Source organism: Calothrix anomala FACHB-343 (assembly GCF_014696435.1).
GTDB lineage: Bacteria > Cyanobacteriota > Cyanobacteriia > Cyanobacteriales > Nostocaceae > Aulosira > Aulosira anomala_A.
Genome location: NZ_JACJQG010000018.1, coordinates 102,810 through 122,613, shown reverse-complemented (window position 1 = coordinate 122,613; position 19,804 = coordinate 102,810). Strand labels below are relative to the sequence as shown.

At 39.0% G+C, this 19,804-nt stretch carries 20 protein-coding genes, 1 pseudogene and 1 CRISPR repeat array; of the genes and pseudogenes, 7 read left to right on the top strand and 14 right to left on the bottom strand.

Going from position 1 to position 19,804, the window contains the following annotated elements; genetic code table 11:
- Nucleotides 1-121 precede the first annotated feature (121 nt).
- The 5 genes and pseudogenes from H6G08_RS12865 to H6G08_RS12845 form a co-directional block, all read right to left on the bottom strand.
- The gene (locus tag H6G08_RS12865; protein ID WP_190542739.1) at nt 122-844 is read right to left on the bottom strand and encodes a DUF72 domain-containing protein; all 723 of its coding nucleotides are present in this window, start codon (nt 842-844) and stop codon (nt 122-124) included.
- Nucleotides 845-931: 87 nt separating this feature from the next.
- On the bottom strand, nt 932-1,963 hold the full coding sequence (locus H6G08_RS12860; protein WP_190542736.1) for a hemerythrin domain-containing protein: 1,032 nt from the start codon (nt 1,961-1,963) through the stop codon (nt 932-934).
- Between the two features lie 627 nt (nt 1,964-2,590).
- Nucleotides 2,591-2,875: pseudogene (locus H6G08_RS12855) on the bottom strand (UDP-glucose 4-epimerase GalE); the annotation flags it as partial.
- Between the two features lie 434 nt (nt 2,876-3,309).
- Nucleotides 3,310-3,495: a hypothetical protein gene (locus H6G08_RS12850; RefSeq protein WP_190542733.1), complete on the bottom strand. Its 186-nt coding sequence runs from the start codon at nt 3,493-3,495 to the stop codon at nt 3,310-3,312.
- A gap of 88 nt (nt 3,496-3,583) precedes the next feature.
- The gene (locus H6G08_RS12845) at nt 3,584-3,853 is read right to left on the bottom strand and encodes a hypothetical protein (protein ID WP_190542730.1); all 270 of its coding nucleotides are present in this window, start codon (nt 3,851-3,853) and stop codon (nt 3,584-3,586) included.
- Between the two features lie 172 nt (nt 3,854-4,025).
- On the opposite strand from H6G08_RS12845, the gene H6G08_RS12840 reads away from it, so the two are divergent.
- The 3 genes from H6G08_RS12840 (at nt 4,026) to H6G08_RS12830 (ending at nt 6,692) form a co-directional block, all read left to right on the top strand.
- Nucleotides 4,026-5,273, top strand: a complete 1,248-nt coding sequence (locus H6G08_RS12840) for an erythromycin esterase family protein (protein WP_190542759.1) — start codon at nt 4,026-4,028, stop codon at nt 5,271-5,273.
- Nucleotides 5,274-5,493: 220 nt separating this feature from the next.
- Nucleotides 5,494-6,030 carry a hypothetical protein gene (locus tag H6G08_RS12835; RefSeq protein WP_190542727.1) on the top strand — a complete coding sequence of 179 codons (537 nt, stop codon included), beginning with the start codon at nt 5,494-5,496 and terminating at the stop codon, nt 6,028-6,030.
- A gap of 236 nt (nt 6,031-6,266) precedes the next feature.
- On the top strand, nt 6,267-6,692 hold the full coding sequence (locus tag H6G08_RS12830) for a pentapeptide repeat-containing protein (RefSeq protein WP_190542723.1): 426 nt from the start codon (nt 6,267-6,269) through the stop codon (nt 6,690-6,692).
- A gap of 112 nt (nt 6,693-6,804) precedes the next feature.
- Here the strand turns inward: H6G08_RS12830 and H6G08_RS12825 are convergent, their stop codons facing one another.
- The 3 genes from H6G08_RS12825 to H6G08_RS38695 all read right to left on the bottom strand — a co-directional run bounded on the left by H6G08_RS12825 (nt 6,805) and on the right by H6G08_RS38695 (nt 8,658).
- Nucleotides 6,805-7,932 (bottom strand): FAD-dependent oxidoreductase, encoded by a 1,128-nt coding sequence (locus tag H6G08_RS12825; protein ID WP_190542720.1) that lies wholly within the window; start codon nt 7,930-7,932, stop codon nt 6,805-6,807.
- A gap of 91 nt (nt 7,933-8,023) precedes the next feature.
- Complete coding sequence (locus H6G08_RS12820) at nt 8,024-8,419, bottom strand: hypothetical protein (protein WP_190542717.1); 396 nt, start codon at nt 8,417-8,419, stop codon at nt 8,024-8,026.
- A 23-nt stretch (nt 8,420-8,442) separates the two neighbouring features.
- Nucleotides 8,443-8,658 carry a pentapeptide repeat-containing protein gene (locus H6G08_RS38695; protein WP_390625608.1) on the bottom strand — a complete coding sequence of 72 codons (216 nt, stop codon included), beginning with the start codon at nt 8,656-8,658 and terminating at the stop codon, nt 8,443-8,445.
- A 588-nt stretch (nt 8,659-9,246) separates the two neighbouring features.
- Between H6G08_RS38695 and H6G08_RS12810 the strand changes: the two genes are divergently transcribed.
- The 3 genes from H6G08_RS12810 to tbcS all read left to right on the top strand — a co-directional run bounded on the left by H6G08_RS12810 (nt 9,247) and on the right by tbcS (nt 13,079).
- Nucleotides 9,247-11,217, top strand: coding sequence for an SDR family NAD(P)-dependent oxidoreductase (locus tag H6G08_RS12810; protein WP_190542711.1), 1,971 nt, complete (start codon nt 9,247-9,249; stop codon nt 11,215-11,217).
- A 427-nt stretch (nt 11,218-11,644) separates the two neighbouring features.
- Nucleotides 11,645-11,860 (top strand): hypothetical protein, encoded by a 216-nt coding sequence (locus H6G08_RS12805; protein ID WP_190542708.1) that lies wholly within the window; start codon nt 11,645-11,647, stop codon nt 11,858-11,860.
- A gap of 151 nt (nt 11,861-12,011) precedes the next feature.
- Complete coding sequence (tbcS, locus tag H6G08_RS38690) at nt 12,012-13,079, top strand: tetraprenyl-beta-curcumene synthase (protein ID WP_422614290.1); 1,068 nt, start codon at nt 12,012-12,014, stop codon at nt 13,077-13,079.
- Nucleotides 13,080-13,122: 43 nt separating this feature from the next.
- Nucleotides 13,123-13,803: a CRISPR direct-repeat array (repeat unit 37 nt; unit sequence GTTTCAATCCCTAATAGGGAGTAAATGAAATTTCAAC).
- 692 nt (nt 13,804-14,495) lie between these two features.
- Here tbcS and cas2 read toward each other — a convergent pair.
- From cas2 to cas6, 4 genes are all read right to left on the bottom strand, one after another.
- The gene (cas2, locus tag H6G08_RS12795) at nt 14,496-14,783 is read right to left on the bottom strand and encodes a CRISPR-associated endonuclease Cas2 (protein WP_096642015.1); all 288 of its coding nucleotides are present in this window, start codon (nt 14,781-14,783) and stop codon (nt 14,496-14,498) included.
- A gap of 22 nt (nt 14,784-14,805) precedes the next feature.
- Complete coding sequence (gene cas1d / locus H6G08_RS12790) at nt 14,806-15,810, bottom strand: type I-D CRISPR-associated endonuclease Cas1d (protein ID WP_190542705.1); 1,005 nt, start codon at nt 15,808-15,810, stop codon at nt 14,806-14,808.
- A 137-nt stretch (nt 15,811-15,947) separates the two neighbouring features.
- Complete coding sequence (gene cas4 / locus H6G08_RS12785; RefSeq protein ID WP_190542701.1) at nt 15,948-16,541, bottom strand: CRISPR-associated protein Cas4; 594 nt, start codon at nt 16,539-16,541, stop codon at nt 15,948-15,950.
- Between the two features lie 150 nt (nt 16,542-16,691).
- Nucleotides 16,692-17,510: a CRISPR-associated endoribonuclease Cas6 gene (gene cas6, locus H6G08_RS12780; RefSeq protein WP_190542698.1), complete on the bottom strand. Its 819-nt coding sequence runs from the start codon at nt 17,508-17,510 to the stop codon at nt 16,692-16,694.
- A 107-nt stretch (nt 17,511-17,617) separates the two neighbouring features.
- On the opposite strand from cas6, the gene H6G08_RS12775 reads away from it, so the two are divergent.
- The gene (locus H6G08_RS12775; protein ID WP_190542695.1) at nt 17,618-18,028 is read left to right on the top strand and encodes a hypothetical protein; all 411 of its coding nucleotides are present in this window, start codon (nt 17,618-17,620) and stop codon (nt 18,026-18,028) included.
- Here H6G08_RS12775 and cas5d read toward each other — a convergent pair.
- Nucleotides 18,025-18,732, bottom strand: a complete 708-nt coding sequence (gene cas5d / locus H6G08_RS12770; RefSeq protein WP_190542693.1) for a type I-D CRISPR-associated protein Cas5/Csc1 — start codon at nt 18,730-18,732, stop codon at nt 18,025-18,027. The genes H6G08_RS12775 and cas5d overlap by 4 nt on opposite strands.
- Nucleotides 18,733-18,737: 5 nt before the next feature.
- Complete coding sequence (gene cas7d / locus H6G08_RS12765; protein WP_190542690.1) at nt 18,738-19,748, bottom strand: type I-D CRISPR-associated protein Cas7/Csc2; 1,011 nt, start codon at nt 19,746-19,748, stop codon at nt 18,738-18,740.
- Nucleotides 19,749-19,804 lie beyond the last annotated feature (56 nt).

The following is a 19,804-nucleotide window of genomic DNA, read 5'->3' as shown; positions in this document are numbered from 1 at the left end:
AAATGAATTTATAATCACAATCAAACTAATATATTTTAATCCTTCGCCCAAAAATAACATATTTTGGGCTATTTTTATCAGACTTTTCTTAACATTCAACATTTCTGCCTTTTCCCTTGCTTTATTGCAACAATATAGATAATCTCTGAGCATCACGAATAGCATGACCATCGGGGTCATTGTTGAAGTACACATAAACGTCAATTTCTTGCTTCAGAAATGAACGGATATGTTCAGCCCATATAAATAACTCGTCATCGCTATAACCAACATTCCATTGCCCACTGTGCATCCGAATATAAGTCCAAGAGGTAGTCAAAGAAATATCAAGGGGAACTGTTGGGCTAACAGGTAGACAAAGGGCTACACCTGCACTTTCTAATAATTTATAAACTTCAGGAATTAGCCAACTGGAATGACGGAATTCAACTGTAAATCTTTGCTGGGGATAGGTTTGTAATAATTCTACAAAAGGCTGAAGACGCTCAATATTAATATGCCAAGTATGAGGAAACTGAAATAAAATTGGCCCTAGTTTTTCTTGTAAACCAGATGCGCGTTCTATTAAGCGGGATAGCGGCTCTATCGGGTCTTTTAACTTTTTCATGTGGGTGAGATAGCGACTACCCTTGACAGCAAACATAAAGTTAGATGGTGTTTGCTCATGCCAAGTTTCAAAGATATACCGCTCTGGTAATCGATAAAAAGAAAAGTTAATTTCTACAGTAGAAAAGTGTTGAGCGTAAAATGATAGTTGCTGTTCACTAGGGAAATGTGGCGGATAGAAAATTTCCATCCAATGTTTATAAACCCAACCACTAGTACCGATTTGCAGCGTACTCATTTAGTTGTCTCAATACAGCAAGTATGATTTGGAAGACTAGTTTGTACCTTTTCATATCCTAAATGCTTACCTCACAGCTAGTTTCAGCTAAGTTAATTGAATATTCATCTGCTGTTGTAGCTGGCTTTTAACTGTTTTAAAATTGCTAGCCATTTGCTTTTGCTGTTCATGGCTAAAGTTGTGACGGAGTTGGGGAAAGATATCTTGCTCTTCTTGATTAATATGAATTCGTACCGCAGTTCTTAACTGCTCAACTTTGACTTTAAATTCAGATGAAGCAGGGTCAAGAGCTTTAATTTCATCTAACATATCCATTACGGTGTCTGTCTGAGCGTATATCTCATCTGTCAGATCGTAATATTGACGAATAGCTGGGTAGATTACTTCTTCTTCGGCCATTCCATGAACTTTTAAATCTTTGTAGAGTTGCCCAAAATACTCTTGAATTTTTTGAGGATCGTCAGTACTAAAAATTTCTACAAACAAAATATCAGCCTTAGTATGATCCATCAAAAGCAAGTCACGGATGCTCATCTCGTCATCGCTGCGTGTTACTACAGTACCTACCACACCAGTTAAAGCAGCAATACCATCTTCAACCCTCGCCCATAGTCCTTGCTTTGGTTGTTTTCCGGTTAGTTCCCGAACACCCAAAATCTCGATAATTCCTTTAAGCTGTTCTTGATGAGCGCGGTTTTCAAAGTTGACTGTATTTAAAGGTGTAATAGCAGCTTCAATATCAGCACCAACAACTTGAGCAGCTTTGTGGATTAGTAGTCCAGCCATTGTTTGTTTATGCTTGAGCAATTCCTGTTCTCGTACTTTCTCAAACAACGTTAGTTCAGAACCTTCCATCAGTTCTTGAACTTGCTCAATTAGTTTTTGAGTTGTTTTATTAGGCTCTTCCTGAACACCGTACTGAACAATTACAGTATCGATAACGCCCAAATTTTTATGATCTTCTTTGAGCATATCCTGTAGGCGCTGGCAAATATCATCATCAGTGCAATCTTTGATAAATTGCTGCTCATTGTGAATCAGCAGATTTTGCAGTGCTTTGATATCTGCTAATTGTGTAGCAATTGCCTGGCGCTTACTATCATCTAGAGTTGTCACCATTTTTTTAATTCCTCTGGCTTATTTTAAGGCTAGTAAATGATTGCTAACTTCTTGGAGTTGATGATGAACCCAATTACTACCTCTAGCTGTACATTGGGGGCAAATGTCTCCATATCCGTCGCCTTGGTTATTGCAGAGAATTAGGTCGCTCGCAAATATCCAAACCGATACCCCTTTCTTATTTAGGACTTAAATCAGAAAATTAAATAAAGGTTATTTACTAACTTTATATTTCCCAAATAACACTGAAATTAATATCTAATTTGATGTTCTTATTTTATCGATGTAAATTTTGGTTAGTTTCTATCTTTAGAGGCAAAAGTAATCTACACTCTTTATAACCTAAAGATAAATATAGTAGTAGAAATTAAATGTAGGGGAGCCACTGCGTTGGTGTTAGCGTAGTGGTAGCGACGTAGGAGCGTCGGCAGTCCGATCTTGGGGGTTTCCACGCCACTTGCTACAACGGGGGGAACCCCCGCAACGCAGTGGCTCCCCAGGAGGAACTGCCGAAAGGGTTCCCTGGCTCCTTCAGTGGCTTTGGGCAATGCCCGCTCTAAAGATATAGAAAAAATCAAATGCTATTCCTCTATGTAATCCAGGCTACAAATGATGGAAAAATTCAACTTAAATATGGCGTTTCTGATGCCATTGCCAAGCGTGGCTGAGAATTTCATCTAAGTTTGGGTACTGAGGTTTTCAACCTAATTTTTGTCTGGCTTTATCGCTACTGCCAACTAAAATAGGAGGGTCGCCTGCTCTGCGATCGCGTTCTTCAATTTTGATTTCTTTCCCTGTTACTTTCTTGGAAGTTCCTATTACTTCTCTAACTGAAAAACCACTACCATTACCAAGATTAGATACTTCGCTTTCTCCACCTTGGAGCAGATATTCCCAACCTAAAATATGTGCTTGGCGACAGCAGACGTAATTGCTTGGGATGAATGGGCAAAACGCCAAAGGATAGTCGCAGCAATGTCTGGCAAAATTGTTTACACACCTTCGGGTGAGCCTGTGGATTTGCAACAGATGATGCGACAGTATCCCTGTAAATGCAGTTAGTTAGTAGAACGAGAAAATAATGTTGATCTTAATGCTTACTGTCGTGCTTTTCGATATGGCTTTTTGATCTCACTAATTTTCCTTTGTGACAGTTAAGGGTGCGGAAGATGGTTTACAAGAGTGGCAGTTTAATGCAAAACTCGCTGCCTTTACCTAATTGAGATTGTACTTCTAAGCTACCGCCATGTTTTTCTAGTACAATTTGACGGGCGATCGCCAGGCAGCATCGGGATGATATTGTTGATATAGGGCAATATAGTCGAACCCCAGCTTTGCTAATCGCTCTATTTATAAAAGCGTAGATGTTTAATAGTGTTGTCAGCAATTGAAAACTGCTGACCAGTTTCATTAAAAAAATAATAACGCCCACCTTTGAAACCTGCAAAGCTAACTATTAATTTGGAGCCATTAAGAAACTCAACTTTATATAGTTTATTCAACTTCAGTTCACTGGCTGCTACGGGTTCCATATTTTATTTTTTACTATCATCCAATATCTAAAGAGTTAGAGGATATTTTAAAAGTCTTTCTTTGAATATTAAAACTTTCCACATCGCCCTAAATACCTCTTATTAAAAAGGATTTTGATTCCGGTTCACCTTTAAAAAGGAGTGTTAGAGAGGATATAAAAGTGCCGACAATCACAGCGAAACAGTTATCAAACAGGCTTTTTTGAGCTTGAATTAAATCATGTCTTGCTTGAATTATATATTGGCTAAGAATCTCTATATCAGTAAAGCTATTTTCAAAAATAAGAACTGTAGACATTATGGCTTGTTTAGCTGGATAAATCGCAGAAAGTCTTTTATAATCCTGCATTTGATTCATTTTACACAGAAGCTGTTCTGAATTACTGCATTTTTTATACAGAAATATCAAAGTTTAATTAAGGCATTTTTGGAACAATAAAAAGTAATTATATACACACAAAAACTTAATAGTTATTTCCATCAACAGGCTATATAAAAAACACTAGTAGTAACGAAAATAAAAATATTTAATTGGTAATGCCCGCTTTGTATTAATTGGTGAAGCATCTCATGGTACCCATGAATTTTATGAACAACGGGCGGAAATTACCAAGCGCCTGATTCAAGAAAAAGGCTTTACATCTGTAGCAGTGGAAGCAGACTGGCCAGATGCTTACCTTGTCAATCGATATGTACGCGGAATCAATGATGACTCTAGCCCTGTTGACGCACTCAGAGGTTTTGAGCGCTTTCCCAGTTGGATGTGGCGTAACACTGATGTCGTCAATTTTGTTGGCTGGTTACGTCAGTATAATGATGGTTTAGCGCAACCAGAAACAAAAGTTGGCTTTTACGGGCTTGACCTTTACAGCTTGTATACTTCCATAGATGAGGTTTTGGCTTACCTCGATAAAGTTGACCCCCAAGCGGCACAACAGGCGCGCCAGCGATATTCTTGCTTGGAAAACTTTGAAGAAGATACCCACGCTTATGGGTATGCTGCTAGTTATGGTTTAAGCGAAACTTGTGAGCAAGAAGTTGTGAATCAACTCATCGAGTTGCAACACCGGACTGCTGAGTATGCAGGGCGTGATAGTCAACTTGCAGAAGATGAGTTTTTCTATGCCGAACAGAATGCGCGACTGGTGAAGAATGCGGAAGAATACTATCGCTCAATGTTTCTGGGACAGATATTATCTTGGAACATACGCGATCGCCATATGGCAGAAACCTTAGATTATCTTGCCGCCCATTTGGATAAACAACACAATCCTGCAAAGATTTTAGTCTGGGCGCATAATTCTCGCTTGGGGTATGTGCGAGCAACCGATATGGGAATTGCTGGCGAACTGAACCTTGGGCAATTGGTACGAGATAAATATAGTGATGATACTGTGCTTATAGGCTTTACAACTTACACGGGTACAGTTACAGCTGCTTCTAGTTGGGGTGGTGTGTCGGAACTAAAACAAGTTATTCCCGCATTATCTGACAGTTACGAAGCTTTATTTCATCAGATAGGAATACCGCAGTTTTTGTTGAATCTACGGCAAGAAAACGAAGCAATTACAGAGTTGGAAAAACCGCGATTAGAAAGAGCGATCGGCGTAATTTATCAACCCCAAACCGAACGCCAAAACCATTACTTTTACGCTCGGCTACCCGATCAGTTTGACGCTGTAATTCACATTGATGATTCTATCGGAGTGCAACCACTCGATCGCATTTCTCATCTAGATCCAACTGAACCACCAGAGACTTTTCCTTCATCTGTTTAACACTCCTTACGGAAAGCCGCCATGTAAAGATGATTCTTCTACATACCCATAACACATTGACTGGGAATAATTATTTTATAGACCTCATGAAATGAGAGGTATGGATATTAAGTTATTAGCCCAAATAATTATGTACTAAGATAGAAGTAACATGAAAAATTTTTTCTTTACAACTTAAATAATAGTCGGTGCTACTAATTCAGTTACTGTAAGATTTTCTATGCTAATTAGTCTCAATGCCCGTATTCCCTTTCCTCGACCATTGGTATATGCCACATATCGAGATAAACTAACAGGATTTGTCGCTTATATGCCAAAAATTAGACAAATTAATTTCAAGTCAAGACAAGAGCAAGACGGGCTGATATTCCTAGAACATGAGTGGTATGGCGGTGCTGATATCCCCTCATTGGCGCGTGCTTTCATCAACGAAAATTTATTAAATTGGACAGAATATTCTACCTGGGATGATTCTGAATATACAGCTACTTGGCAAATTAAAACTCATGTTTTTACTGAAGCAGTTTACTGCACAGGTAAAAATCACTTTCTGGAAGATGGTAGCGGAACATTAATTGAGAGCCGGGGAGAAATAATCATTGACCCAAAGCAGATAAAGAATACACCACAGGCTTTAACAGTAAAGATAGCCAGCATCGTTGAAAATTCTTTAGGTAAGCAGATTACACCTAACTTTCAACAAATGAGTGAAGGAGTTTGTCAATACTTGCAGAAAGCACAAGAAAGTACAAGCTAACTGTTTCATGAATGAAAAGATAACTTACAAGAGTTTAACAACTCTCAACCATAATATTTTATCATTAGTGTTCGCTTAAGCAAATTCATCTACTTCCTGGATAGAATTAAATTATATTTAAATTAGTCACGGATATAAAAATTATACTTATCAATAACATCTCTCAGAAGCAGAAACTCAAATCGTGAGGTTTGGGAATCACCGTTCCTTTAGGTCGGTGAGGATGTCAAGGAGCGATGCTAGATCGAGCAAATTTGCAAAGGGCTAACCTCAATCGGGCTGACTTGAGCGGAGCCACGCTCATTGGTGCAGATTTAACAGAGGCTAATTTAAGCGGAGCCAACTTGAGCGATGCAATTCTTGATCGTGCAATCTTAGAAGGTGCGCTTCTTGATGAAGCCGTTCTGAATCAAGCGGATCTCAAGGCTGCTAACTTGGAACAAGCGACTCTTAGCGAGGCTGATATGCGTGAAGCTTCACTGAGTCAAGCTAACCTAGAAGCCGCAGATTTGAGTGGGGCAGATTTGGCGTTCACGGACTTGCAACAAGCAAATCTGCACCAAGCCGCATTAGAAAATGCTAATTTTAGCGGAGCTAATCTCAAAGATACTAATTTAGACGGTACTATTTTAGAAGGCGGCGACAGCAGTCTTGCAACCTGAGAATCAAAGATTTATAGCACAGCACAGTTGCACCTATTTTTATCTGCTGCTGTGCATTAAATCATTTATGTACAAAAGTGAGGAATTTCCGCTCTTAACGAATGATATCCATTCAGTATTTGAGAGAAGCCAAAACTTCGTTGTATGGAACGACACCTGCGACTGCATGGCTAACCTGTTGAGCAACACGAGGGTTCTGTTTCATTAGCCAAATTAACAGGTAATTCATGAATGAAAATTTCCTGAGTGCTTTGATACGTAAACCCGCACGCAAATCTGCTTCAAATTGAGATTCATAAAGATACTGCCAATTATCTGTTGCTGCATCAGGGGTGCTACTCATGTTAATGGCTTGTGCAACATAAAACCCACTGAGAACTGCATTTGCAATTCCCTCGCCTGTTAATGGATCGGTCAAATTTGCTGCATCACCAATCCTGAGAATTTTTCCATCTGCAACTTTGTTTCCCTTCTTTGCAGTCGCTAGCGGGAACACCTTTGGAGGTTCCTGGCTGATTACCTTAGTGAGTAGCTGTCGTGCAGTTTCGTTGTTTTGGATAAACTGCTTAAACAGTTGAATAATATTAGTTTTTCGTTTCTGATATTCATCTAACCAAACTCCAACCCCAACATTGAGTTTTATCGGATCGTCTTGCGTAGAAACAGGAAAAATCCAACCATAGCCATTCACGCCTAAGCTGCGATCAAAGTGGATTTGGGCTTCAGCCAGCGCTGTTGGAGATAAATCTTGCCGCTTGACAAGCCAATAAGCACGAATGGCGATCGCATTCACCTCACCTGCATAAACACCACGAGCATCAATTATGGTATCAAAAGCATCATATAACCCCTGACGATGCCAATCATTTTTGTTAACAGTCTGAGTTAAAAAGCTACATCCTGCATCAATTGCTTTCGCAAATAAGAGTTGATCGAAGAAAAATCTCGGTATGCAATAGGCTTGGAGTTTTGTTGTTTCACTATGAGCAATTTGATTTGAGACTCCGAGAAAAAAATGGTCAATTGGTGCATACTCTGAAGCTGATTTTCTAATATCGTGCGGGTAAATTCCCATCATCGATAATGCTTGGATGGATTCAATGCTAATACCATCACCGCATACCTTATCTTTTGGGAAAGCATGTTTGTCAAGCAGAGTAACTTCATGTCCACTTCTTGCTAAGTGATATGCGGCGGAACATCCAGCTGGCCCTGCGCCAACAACGGCAATTTTCGACATAGTCCAACCTCAATCAGATGTGAATAAACGACTCCAAAATAAAAAGGATAAGGATGCTGGACTATCTCCCGAAAGATAAACATTAACTAGACTAATCTGGAAAGTTGGTTTCAGAATCAATTGGCATCCCTATAGGGTCGGTATTAGGTAAAGTTCCTTGCATCTGTTCGCTGGGAATTTCTGGATTGTTATGCAGATTGACCGAACCCTTTTCTGAAACTGGCTCATCTGGAGAATAAGTCCCCATCATACTAGCAGAACCAGCAGTTTTTGGATCGCCAGTTGCGTCAGCTTTCACAAAATTGGTAGCAATAGGATAGTTAATAGGGTCTCCTTCTGGTTCGTTTCTTCCAGCTACCACCTGTGCATCTAGCATTGCACTCCCTGCAACATTAGCAGGTATATGAGGTTGAGCTTCTTGGGATGTAACAACAGACTTTTCTGGGTCAATGGCTGGATTTGATAAAGATTGGTCGTTATCACTCATATATTTAAACCAAAAAATAATAACTAATCAGAAAATTTTGTATTATCTAAGTCAGCCCTTATTAGGTTAGCATCTGTGAGATTGCTGCCTCTAAAAATAGCCCAACTTAAATTAGATTCACTTAAATCTACTCTCGTCAGATTTGCCTCATACACATCAGCCAAATTTAGATTAGCTCTACTGTTGTACTTGACAACTACATCCTCAACCCTAACTTGGCAATATTGTTTCTTCCTCACACCATAGAAACAGCTAATTGTTAAAATAATAAGTGTGATAGGCAACAAAGCTAATTCTTGCGATTAGCAATAGTTTTAGTAAAAATTATATTACTTATACCACTTTTAGTTAATTTAGAAGCAAACATAACTTGATTGCATGAGTCCACTAATTCTATTCACTAGATTGCATACATTTTCCTTCGTCATTAAATGCAAGCTTACACAAATAATTTATATAGCTTGATATAATTAATATCTATAAAACGATGTGAATTATGTTAACTTTAGATGTAATCTGAAATACAAATTATTTATAGCGAAGTGCTAATACATTGTTTTTTTATGCTAATTTAATAAATTTAAATAAAGTTTTATCATCCATAAGTTTGATATAAATTTTAAGTCTAGGTTCTCTTCCTGATGAAAGAGAAACTAGACATCAACATTTTCTAAAGTGGGCTTAAAGGATTAATCGTGGCACCGATCGCCATGATTACAGGTAAGTTGCTGCGAACAGCCCAATCACGATCGCGTCACCGTTATTGTCTGAGTTGTTCTCAATTGACTCAATTGAAATTGCAAATCTATCAAAGGAGTTTTTGATTAATGCAGATCAACTATGACAGCCTCTGGCGGCTCATCGCCTTTGCGATCGCTTTACTACCCGTTTTTGTACTACTCGATCGCTGGTGGCGCGAACGGATTTACAACCTGCAAGGTAAAACCATTCTGATTACAGGTGGTTCGCGCGGATTGGGACTGGTGATGGCACGCCAATTGATTGATGCAGGCGCACGCCTAGCAATCTGTGCGCGGGATGCAGCAGAACTGGAACGGGCACAAACTGAACTGGGGCAACGAGGTGGAGAAGTTTTGGCGTTAACCTGTGACGTAACAGATCAAGCTCAAGTTGAGCAAATGGTACAACAGGTACTAGACCGCTTTCGAGCGATCGACATTCTCATCAATAATGCGGGAACAGACATCGTCGGCCCGGTAGAAACCCTGACTATGCAGGATTACGACGATATGATGAAACTGCATTTCTGGGCACCACTCTACACAATGTATGCCGTTTTGCCCCAGATGCGGCAGCTAAAGAATGGACGAATTGTGAATATCTCCTCAATTGGCGGAAAACTGGCATCACCCCATATGGTGGGATATTGCGCCAGTAAATTCGCCCTGGTTGGGCTATCAGAAGGAATGCGAACCGAGTTAGCACTTGATGGAATTGCCGTTACCACCGTATGCCCTGGTTTTATTCGCACTGGAGTTGTCGATCATGCGGTGATCAAAGGGCAGCACCGCAAGGAATTTGCCTGGTTTAGCATTGGTGATTCGCTACCGTTGATTTCTGCCAGTGCCGAAAAGGTTGCCCGTGCGACAATCGCTGGATTACGCCGGGGTGCTACAGAAGTAATTGTGCCGTTGCCAACTTGGTTCTCGGTCAAATTCTATGCCCTGTTCCCCGGATTGAGTACCAATCTATTCGGTTTGGTAAATCGGTTCTTACCAGAACCGGGTGGAATTGGCAAAGAACGGGCATTTGGCAAGGACAGCCACTCAGCTTGGTCACCCTCTTGGTTAACTTATTTGAGCAATCGCGCTGCACGACGGAATAATGAACTTCCGGTAACTGAACCAAAAGGCACCACCGAGGTTAAACAGGTAGGAACCGATAATAAGCGATCGCCCCAACCCACTCTTGCAGAAGATAAGCAATCTGGCTTTCCATTAATCGATCCTAGCCAAGCACCACCTGAAGTCCAAGCCTGTTTCAACGATATTCAAAATACATTAGGGATTCCCTGGAAACCTGCTAACTGGCGGGCTTATGGGATGTTTCCCACTGTAATGCAGTTGTTTTGGCAACGACTCAAAAGAGCCACACAAACTGAATCTTTTTTAGAAGATGCGATCGCTTTGAACGAACAGGTGTATCAAGATGTTAATGACTGGTATCAACCAAGTTATCAAATCGATGTCGATCGAGCAGCCCAGAGGCAGATCCAACGAGAACTTAATGCGTTTAGCTTTGGTAATCCGCAATTGCTGATTCAACAAATCGCTTTAAGTAAAACCCTAGCAGGTGAAGTCGTTGGTCAGGATGGTAATGCAGATATGCGGGGTGGTTCCCATGCCTATCGTCATCCAGAAATTCAATTAATTGGGGAGCAGGAAGCAAGAGAAATTTCTACAAAAATGCAGAGTGTGTATCGTGACATTAAGCAAACTCTGGGGGTTCCAATCGTCAACTCTGATTACCAAGCTCTTGCTCATTGGTCTGACTTTTTTATTGTCGCCTGGGAAGACATCAAACTCTGGCGCGAGCGACCGGAATATCAACTTCTCAAGCAAGCAATTGTGCAAAGAGCAGAGAATGCTGCCAGTCGGCTTAGTCCTGCAGTTGTCATCGGTGAGTCAGAAGTACGCGATTTGTTAGACAATCCCGAAGATTTCCAGCAAATTCAGCAGACAGTGCAGATGTTTACAGACATTTTGCCAGAACTGATGATCCAGGATGCTTTGTTTTATCTGGGTTTAGCAGGTGTACAGCCTGCGATCGCTCACTGAAACTCACGATGATCGGACGAGGTGAGGGGATGACGTAGATGACAAGCGTTTATCACCCTCACATCATCTACCGTAACTAAAAATTTTAATATCTGAATTTGCTAATTACTCAAAGACATTATTAGTATTTTTAGCCTAGAATCTGATGTCATATTTCAGGAAATATCATTATTTAAAAGCAATTTAATTGTATTCATATTGAATCATTGCTTATCTTTAATGTCCATATATTTTAACCAATTAAATCATAATTTATTGTTATAAATAAATTAAATCACTTAAGATATTTAGTGAATATAGATATAGATAATAAATTTAAAAAATAATACTACTGGCACAGAATCTACTTAAACTTATGACAGATAATAGTTAATTTTTTAGAAGTTAAAACTATAAGTAAAGTCTAGTAACACAACAAGCAAAAGACATGATTACAAATATTTTGACATTACCGAAGTTTAGCCAAGGTCAAAAAGTAGTATTTATCGGTGGAGAAGGCATCATTAAAAACTACAGACCAGAGTCGGATAGCTGGGTATATTTAGTAGAGATGCCTTTAAAGCAGCAAAATATAGATAGAGTCGGCTATGAAACTATGCTCTGGCTATCTGAATCAGATTTACAGCAGATTTCATTGGCATGAGATACCAATTGATTAGTTTTGAGGCAGGAGGTAGAAGAAAAATTGTTATCTTTACTTCTCTATTTTTTAGCAATCACAACTGTTACATATACAGTTTTATTTCTATCACTAGTTCTTTTTTTGATTATGATTTTTATCAACAAATTTTATTATGACTATCCCCAGTCACCCTTGGATATTAATGTTGAGAATTTACCGTGATGTAATTCCAACAGTTAATGGTCATTTATCTAAATGGAAAGAACGTGCCAAACAAATTCCCGATCCAGAACTGCGTAAGCAAGCATTAACGAGCCTAGAAACGAAAGCATTTCATTGTGAAGGCGGAGCAATTTATGGATTGTTAGCCAGAGACTACCGTGAAGAAGCTATTGATTTTATAGTCACTTATCAAACTATTAGTGATTATTTAGATAATCTATGCGATCGCAGTACTTCTCTCAACCCTGATGATTTTCGCGCTTTACATGAATCTATATTTCATGCTTTAACGCCAGGAGCAAAATGCACCAATTATTATCGTTATCGCCAAGAACAGGAAGATGGTGGTTATTTAAGAAAATTAGTTAAGACTTGCCAAACAGTATTGCAGAAAATGCCAGCCTATGAAAAAACTTCAGTTACCTTACATGAGCTTGCTACCTATTATTGTGATTTACAAGTTCATAAGCATGTACAAATTGAAGAAAGAATCCCGCGTCTTAAAGCTTGGTACGCATTGTATCAGCATAAGTTACCTCAGATGAGTTGGTATGAGTTTTCTGCTGCTACTGGGTCAACTTTAGGTATTTTTTGTTTAATTTCTTATGGCTTTGATAAAAATTTTTCTGAGGATATGAGCCAGCTTGTTAAAAATAGTTACTTCCCCTGGTTACAGGGATTGCATATTTTACTTGATTATTTAATTGACCAAGATGAAGACCATATCAATGGGGATTTGAATTTTTGTGATTTTTACAAAAATCATTATCAAATGTCTCAAAGATTTTTAACTTTTTTCCAAAATGCTAATAAAAGTGCTGCTAAGTTACCAGATACCAATTTTCATCGAATAATTAATCAGGCTTTATTAGGTATTTACTTAGCCGATAACAAGGTACAACAACAAAAAGAAGTTCATCAAATGGCAAAATATCTTTTAAATAAGGGTGGTGCAACAGCATACTTTTTTTATTTAAACGGTAGGATTATGGCTTATCTGCGCTCATGGAGTAAATGAAATTTCAACCATATCCTGCCATCGGATACCAAAATGAACATTCGTTTCAATCCCTAATAGGGAGTAAATGAAATTTCAACGTGTTTTGAATGCGCCAATCTCTTGCACTTCATCGTTTCAATCCCTAATAGGGAGTAAATGAAATTTCAACATATCAAGGATTGGGTGCATACCAACCTGATGTTTGTTTCAATCCCTAATAGGGAGTAAATGAAATTTCAACGCAAAACGACATAGAGAAAGCGCGGGAAATTGGGGGTTTCAATCCCTAATAGGGAGTAAATGAAATTTCAACTGGCTAAAATTATCGATAATAAGTCTTGTACTGAGTTTCAATCCCTAATAGGGAGTAAATGAAATTTCAACTGGGAGCAAGGGCGATGTGGGCATCACGGGAAAGGTTTCAATCCCTAATAGGGAGTAAATGAAATTTCAACTTCAGCCGAGGCGACGCCTGTGTCGTAAGCTAGCTTGTTTCAATCCCTAATAGGGAGTAAATGAAATTTCAACAATACGCCAACTGGCTAAAGTACCGAGAATTTGAAGTTTCAATCCCTAATAGGGAGTAAATGAAATTTCAACAACATCCTCAAACTCTGGCGAATCCAAGTCAATTGTTTCAATCCCTAATAGGGAGTAAATGAAATTTCAACGGTAAGCATTTTATTAGCTGTAAATCTAAAAATCGTTTCAATCCCTAATAGGGAGTAAATGAAATTTCAACTGCGGAAGCTTTAAAGTTAATCTATATGCAGTTTTCAAGGTTCTGGAGCGCGGATAGCGCCATAATAACTTGACACTCCCTGGGCTAAAGCCACAGGGATTCTTGATTCAACGAGTCCACTTAAATTAGACCCCTTGCGGTATCTAAACTAGAGGTGGTTCTCTCCTCAAGCGTTAACTTTCCGAGTGCCCCTCGGTAGTTGGATTACTCCAAAGAATTTGTTTGTTCAAATTCTGTTTCGTCTAGCCCCCATGAAGATTTTACCTATTCCTGGGCAGGAACTAGAACTATGGAATAGAACCCCATATCTTCAATTGTCAAGGTACAGATTGCCGTTAGGCAGTTAGGTTTTTATACAGGTTGATTACCGTTCCTGTTAGACTTAATTTTACCAAAACCTGACCCAGGCGTAAACACCTTCTAGCAGCTTTCATGAGGCAGTGCGTTGGACGGGTTTCCCGGCTTGAAGCAACTGCCGTCCCCTTGCCTGAAGTACGAAAAGCGCAACTGCGTTGCTGTTTCTCAAGGGTTTTCAGCTAGCCTTCCTTATAAGCAATAGTGAAAATGCAAAACCAAAATGACTGAAAGTCTTTCTATGTAAGGCGCGCGGGTGATTGGAAAACAGTGAATGGTTGAAAGCCTTAAGTAGAAATAGTTTCACCTAATTTTTGGTGAAACTATATTTTCCACACCTACCCATCCGCGCATTCGGCAAAGAAAATAGTATCATCGGGGACTGGTTCGCCGCCAATACGTTCAACCTTACCAAAGCAGCAACTACACAGAGAGTAAAAACGGATATTGTCCGTATCAGTTTTGATCAACTTATGCAATCGCGATCGCAGTTTGGCGTACTGCGTGTCATTCAACTGACATTCAAAAATACTATACTGCACCCATTGCCCATAAGACTTGAGAATGTTATGAATCTTTGTGCGGCGCTTGTCTTCGGAAATATCGTAGGATATAACAACATTCATCGGTAATTTTCCTCTGTAGTATTTACTTCAAAATTAAAGGTGGATACTTTTCAATTTCGCCCATGAGGTATTTCGCCACTAATCGAGCTTGTAATTCAAAGGCTTCTTGATAAGTACATTTACGCCCAAATACGGGATGTTTAAATTCCGATAATTTCTTCTGTGCGTATAACTGTAGAAATGTTTTTCGTCCAGAAGCAGTGAGAGAAACCGCACCGCTTAAGGGTTCAGTAACAAAATCAGCAGTTGTTAATAAGCATTTATTTAAAGCAGATAACACTACCGTATCGACAACTAAGGGGCGAAATTCTTCCATTAAATCTAGTGCCAAAGATGGTCTACCATAACGTTCGCAATGCAAGTAACCTAAATATGGGTCAAAGCCTACAATATTAATTGCACCTTGCACATCATGACGCAGCAAAGCATAGCCAAAGCTAAGTAAAGAATTCACCGGATCGGTAGGCGGACGCCGAACACGACCGTTAAAATCAAATTCTGGAACCCGAATTAGCTCAGAAAAACAGCCAAAATAAGCCGCGCTACCAGCACCTTCCAAGCCTCTCAGAGAATTGATGTTATGAGTTGTGTCAATTGGTGCGATCGCCTGCTCAATGCGAGTAATATTCTTTGATAAGTCTAGTCCTTGTGATTCGCGCTGTCGGCGCAGTAATATCTGACGATAATTTTTCAGTTTACCGCGCACAAAACCCTGTACCAAATGAATCGCTTGGGGTGATTCTCCCGCCGCTTGCCATTGCGCCTTGCGAACAAATATATTTTTAGTAACCTCTGGTTCTAAGCGTCCCAAATAACCACCAGTATGAGTCAAAAATGTTAGCGGAATATGACGCTCAAGTAATTCAGAAATGATAGCAGGTGAAACAGTAGCACGTCCTAAAACTACAACACCATCGATTTTTAGCAAAGGTACATCTAAAATCGTCTTTTTCTCAAACTTAACATTCAGACGCTCATCTACCTTCCCAATAAAAGCATCTTCTTGGGTAATATAAACTGTGCCCATAATCAAATCTCAAAGTAAATTACAAAAAATAGGAAGATTTGTCGGGTGTGTTATGCCGTAGGTTAACGCACCGTGAATCATTGATGGTATATCGGTGCGTTTACTCCGTGAGACAACACACCCTACTCACTGTCTGCTTAATGTGACTCTTGATAACGCTTGACTTTATCGGTTGCTTGTGGTATGCATGAAGGGTAAAGACTGCAACCATCACAGCGTTTTGTTTTCACGGGTATTGGCATTGCACCTGTAAATAGCAATTGTTGAACAGCCTCAATTATTGCGATCGCACTTTGCCGCAATTCAGGAGTAATTTCTACTAACTGACGTTGATGTGAATGTGCATAATATATATAACCTGTGCTGATACTCTTCCCCGTCATTTCTTCCAAACATAAAGCTTGCGCACAAACTTGCATTTCATCATTATCCCATTCACCCTTGCGACCACGCTTGTATTCAATTGGGTAAAATGTGCCATTTTCCACTTCAATTAAATCTGATTTGCCTATCAATTTATACTTATCAGATTTCAACCAAATAGCGCGGATTTGCCAAGTATCTTCACGATATCCATCACCAATTGTATGCACCCGCTCATGTAAAGTTGTACCTTCAATTGTGTATTGATTATCGATAAATTCTCCTGCACAAAACATCCGCCAACAGCGATGCGCACAGTAGGAATATTGATTTAATGCCGCAATAAAAATGTAATCAATTTCATTCATAACTCATTCAGATTATCCAAAACAATACTTTATCGTAAATTAAAGGTTGTAACACTTATATATCAACAGGTAATATTAGTTCTAGATGGCATTTAAATTACCTAAATAAATGTCTTCAATTTTGAATTTTGAATTTTGAATTTTGAATTTTTAAACTCGGCGTACCATACCCATACCCATTGTTGTTTTTCTCCCCAACCCTGCATATAATGCAAAATCAGCTAAAGCGTTAATTTGCTTAATTGCTAATGGTTCTACATCGCCTAAAATCCGATAGCTAATTGTGCCAATGCAACCGATAAACTTACTTTCATAGTTGCTGACAACTTCAGTATTGATATCAAACGCACTCGGATAAATTGATTCAATAGGAATACTAGAGATTTCCATCAGGCTGTACTTATTCCACCGACTAAGTAAGCTATTAAACACACATTCTTTAATAGGGAGAACTGTATCGTATCCACCTTGACGGAAAGATACAGGTGTAGCAAAGCTAAAGCTTACATTACGCTCTTTATTTGATGCTTGTTCGTAAAGTTGTGCATAATTACAAGCATTAGCCCAAGGTTGCTTTGATTGCACTGTACCTTGAATTTGAGTAATATACAAATTTGCCGAACCTAAATGCCAAGGTTTTTCTGGGTTGAGATTTAGCCACAATGGGGTTAATTTGCTAAATAAACCATCATCAAGTAAAGACACACGCCACCAACAGGGAGTACCAGCCGGAATAGGTTTTTGATGGATAAATTGCAACGTTTGGTAATGTGGTTTAGGTTGTCGTTGGATTTGCAATGGTGAAAGAGTAAAAGCTTTATCTGCATTTGATGAGTGTAGATATTCTCCCAAACTGGGATCTACAGAACTGATGAGAGTAAGAAATAGTGCATGGAAATGTCTACCAGTCAGAAATTCTGGGTAAATGGGAGATTGGGGAACGAGATTAAGAACAAGGCTATAAGGCATTTTTTCAGCTTTTTTTTAGACTGAGATCTGCTACATGCAGGTAAAACTTAAATTATGCAAATGTTACTCTACTTTTGGTAAGTGTGATTACACCAGGAGAAAGACAGATGAGAATTGATGATTACAATGCAGCCAAAGCGCTGACTGACAAATTAAAGCAGAGCTTACCAATTACAGTTAAGGCTGGTAAAGAATTTCTCAAGACATTAAAGCAAAAAGGAGAAGACGCCAATCCAGACAGAGAATTTGAAGTTGATTTTGTCGGTTATTCAGGGGATGATGGCGGGATTATGTGCGGATTAAAAGAGCCGAATAATCCCGAAAGTAAAGAAAAATATGTTTCTTCTATTACTCACCTCAAAATTGATCCCCATCATCCCCTAGCTGCTGAAGTACAGGCTTACCAACGGCAGCGAATTCGCAAGTTAATGTTGCAAAATTCCGGAGGTTTTACAGCAGAGTTAATGACAATAGAGCCAATGAAAAAGAAAAAGTCTGCTAAAGGTTTCGGGAATTAACTCCGAAAACGATATTCCATGCAAATGGGAATCTTGAGTTCTTTCATTTCTTTAAATTGGTAGTATTGCCCTCGCATTTGCACATTTTGAATTAGACTAACTGGAGGCATATTCACCACATCGTAGCTAATTACTTGATTAGTGAACATTACATCTAAAGGATTTAAAGGATATTTGTAGGTAAAGACACCTTCTGTAGTTTGAGGTTGAGGTAATTGTTCCACTATCACCTCAGCCTTACTCATCCATTTACCCAAGCGAATCCATTTTGGTAGCTTCATTGGCTTTTGAGAAATTACAAAAAACTCAAATTGGCTTTCTGGTGCAATTTCTTTAGCTCTACCAAAACTAGGAATATTTTTTTGCGTTTTCTCCATTTCTACATGATAGTTATTATTCGCATATTTCCATGTATTGAGAATCGCAGTATGATTAACTGCACGCGCAGGTGTGACATAAATTCCCTGCTGATTTAGCGGCGTTAAATGTTCCTCATATTTCGGTACTTGTTCAGAGCAAAAATAACGATAGGAATGTTCTTCAGCTACATTGGTAGAGTAAACTTCGCTATCAACTAAGCCTAATGCATAGCAGAGTGCGTAATTATGAATTACCGCTTCTGTTTCGTATAATCTGCCGATTTCACGAGTAGCATAATAAAGGCTGTCGTGTAATTCTAATTGACAGCAATAAATAATTGGCATAGCGATTACCCTGCTTTAGCAGCCGATTTCTTTTTGCTGATGTGTTTGTTGGCGTATTCTTTAGCTTCTGCATCAGCTTTTTGCAAAATTGATTTTATTCCTGCTTCGCTATTTGTGAGCGCTTTAACTTCACTTAGCAAGGGTACGAAAGTCTCACCAATAAAGTCAGTATGAACAATAAATTCATCAGCCATTAATTCCTCAATCGCACTTTTAGCAGCATTAATGACATCATCTTCATCTAAAGGTTCAGGAGAATTGATACTGTTATTTGCCTGCATTTTGTCGTATATTGCTTGAGTCCAGCGTAAATTACTAGTAATTTCTCCATCAGCAAAAATAACACCGATTAACTCATTTCTTACACGACCTGTGCGGGTTGTTTGCGCTCCATAATGGCGAGTTCGGAGGATGTTATTAAATACGTAAAGAAAACTAGCTTCAGTAGGGTCTTTTAATGTGACAATACTAGGAAAGAAAGTTTGTGGTCTGATGTGGTCTTGCTGGTTAATTCTGCTAGTAACTTCCCCAGGTTTAGAACCATCTTCACCTTTAGAAGCCATCGTCCCATTTTCATAAGGAGCATTCAGAGTAAAAGTTTCGTGTGATTCATCAAAAGCTGTAATCGAAAATGCTGTATCTACCACAACTTTTGATTTCTCTGAGCCAGAATCGCCAATTGCAAAACCATAAATAATGCAATCAGGATTATCCATTGCAAAGTTAACATTGTATTCGCATTCTTCAGCAGTCATTAAGCCATAGTTACGCAACAATTCTCGTCCAACTAAACGTTCTGGTGTTGATTGTTTGCGTTTAAACATTGACAGGCGGCTAATTGTAGTTTTATCTTTAACTCCAGCCCTAACTCTGGCTTTATTGAGTTCGCCATCTGTTTGAAATAATGGGTAGGATTCGGTGATGCGAATAGTTAAAAAGTGGACATATTTACCCATCGGTTTGTAGGGAATTGCGGTTTGAAATAATTTAGGTTCAACAGTTTTGAGCAAAGCCATGATATTTCTCCAAAAAATATGATTATTCGATGCGATTGGCAGATTTATTAGCTGAG

Coding starts and splice junctions, on each gene's coding strand:
- cas7d (WP_190542690.1), bottom strand. CDS start 19,748: ATGGCTTTGCTCAAAACTGTTGAACCTAAATTATTTCAAACCGCAATT.
- tbcS (WP_422614290.1), top strand. CDS start 12,012: ATGACTATCCCCAGTCACCCTTGGATATTAATGTTGAGAATTTACCGT.
- H6G08_RS12850 (WP_190542733.1), bottom strand. CDS start 3,495: ATGGAACCCGTAGCAGCCAGTGAACTGAAGTTGAATAAACTATATAAA.
- cas1d (WP_190542705.1), bottom strand. CDS start 15,810: ATGGGCACAGTTTATATTACCCAAGAAGATGCTTTTATTGGGAAGGTA.
- H6G08_RS12775 (WP_190542695.1), top strand. CDS start 17,618: ATGAGAATTGATGATTACAATGCAGCCAAAGCGCTGACTGACAAATTA.
- H6G08_RS12865 (WP_190542739.1), bottom strand. CDS start 844: ATGAGTACGCTGCAAATCGGTACTAGTGGTTGGGTTTATAAACATTGG.
- cas6 (WP_190542698.1), bottom strand. CDS start 17,510: ATGCCTTATAGCCTTGTTCTTAATCTCGTTCCCCAATCTCCCATTTAC.
- cas4 (WP_190542701.1), bottom strand. CDS start 16,541: ATGAATGAAATTGATTACATTTTTATTGCGGCATTAAATCAATATTCC.
- H6G08_RS12805 (WP_190542708.1), top strand. CDS start 11,645: ATGATTACAAATATTTTGACATTACCGAAGTTTAGCCAAGGTCAAAAA.
- cas5d (WP_190542693.1), bottom strand. CDS start 18,732: ATGCCAATTATTTATTGCTGTCAATTAGAATTACACGACAGCCTTTAT.
- H6G08_RS12820 (WP_190542717.1), bottom strand. CDS start 8,419: ATGAGTGATAACGACCAATCTTTATCAAATCCAGCCATTGACCCAGAA.
- H6G08_RS12845 (WP_190542730.1), bottom strand. CDS start 3,853: ATGAATCAAATGCAGGATTATAAAAGACTTTCTGCGATTTATCCAGCT.
- H6G08_RS12835 (WP_190542727.1), top strand. CDS start 5,494: ATGCTAATTAGTCTCAATGCCCGTATTCCCTTTCCTCGACCATTGGTA.
- cas2 (WP_096642015.1), bottom strand. CDS start 14,783: ATGAATGTTGTTATATCCTACGATATTTCCGAAGACAAGCGCCGCACA.
- H6G08_RS12825 (WP_190542720.1), bottom strand. CDS start 7,932: ATGTCGAAAATTGCCGTTGTTGGCGCAGGGCCAGCTGGATGTTCCGCC.
- H6G08_RS12810 (WP_190542711.1), top strand. CDS start 9,247: ATGCAGATCAACTATGACAGCCTCTGGCGGCTCATCGCCTTTGCGATC.
- H6G08_RS12860 (WP_190542736.1), bottom strand. CDS start 1,963: ATGGTGACAACTCTAGATGATAGTAAGCGCCAGGCAATTGCTACACAA.
- H6G08_RS12830 (WP_190542723.1), top strand. CDS start 6,267: ATGCTAGATCGAGCAAATTTGCAAAGGGCTAACCTCAATCGGGCTGAC.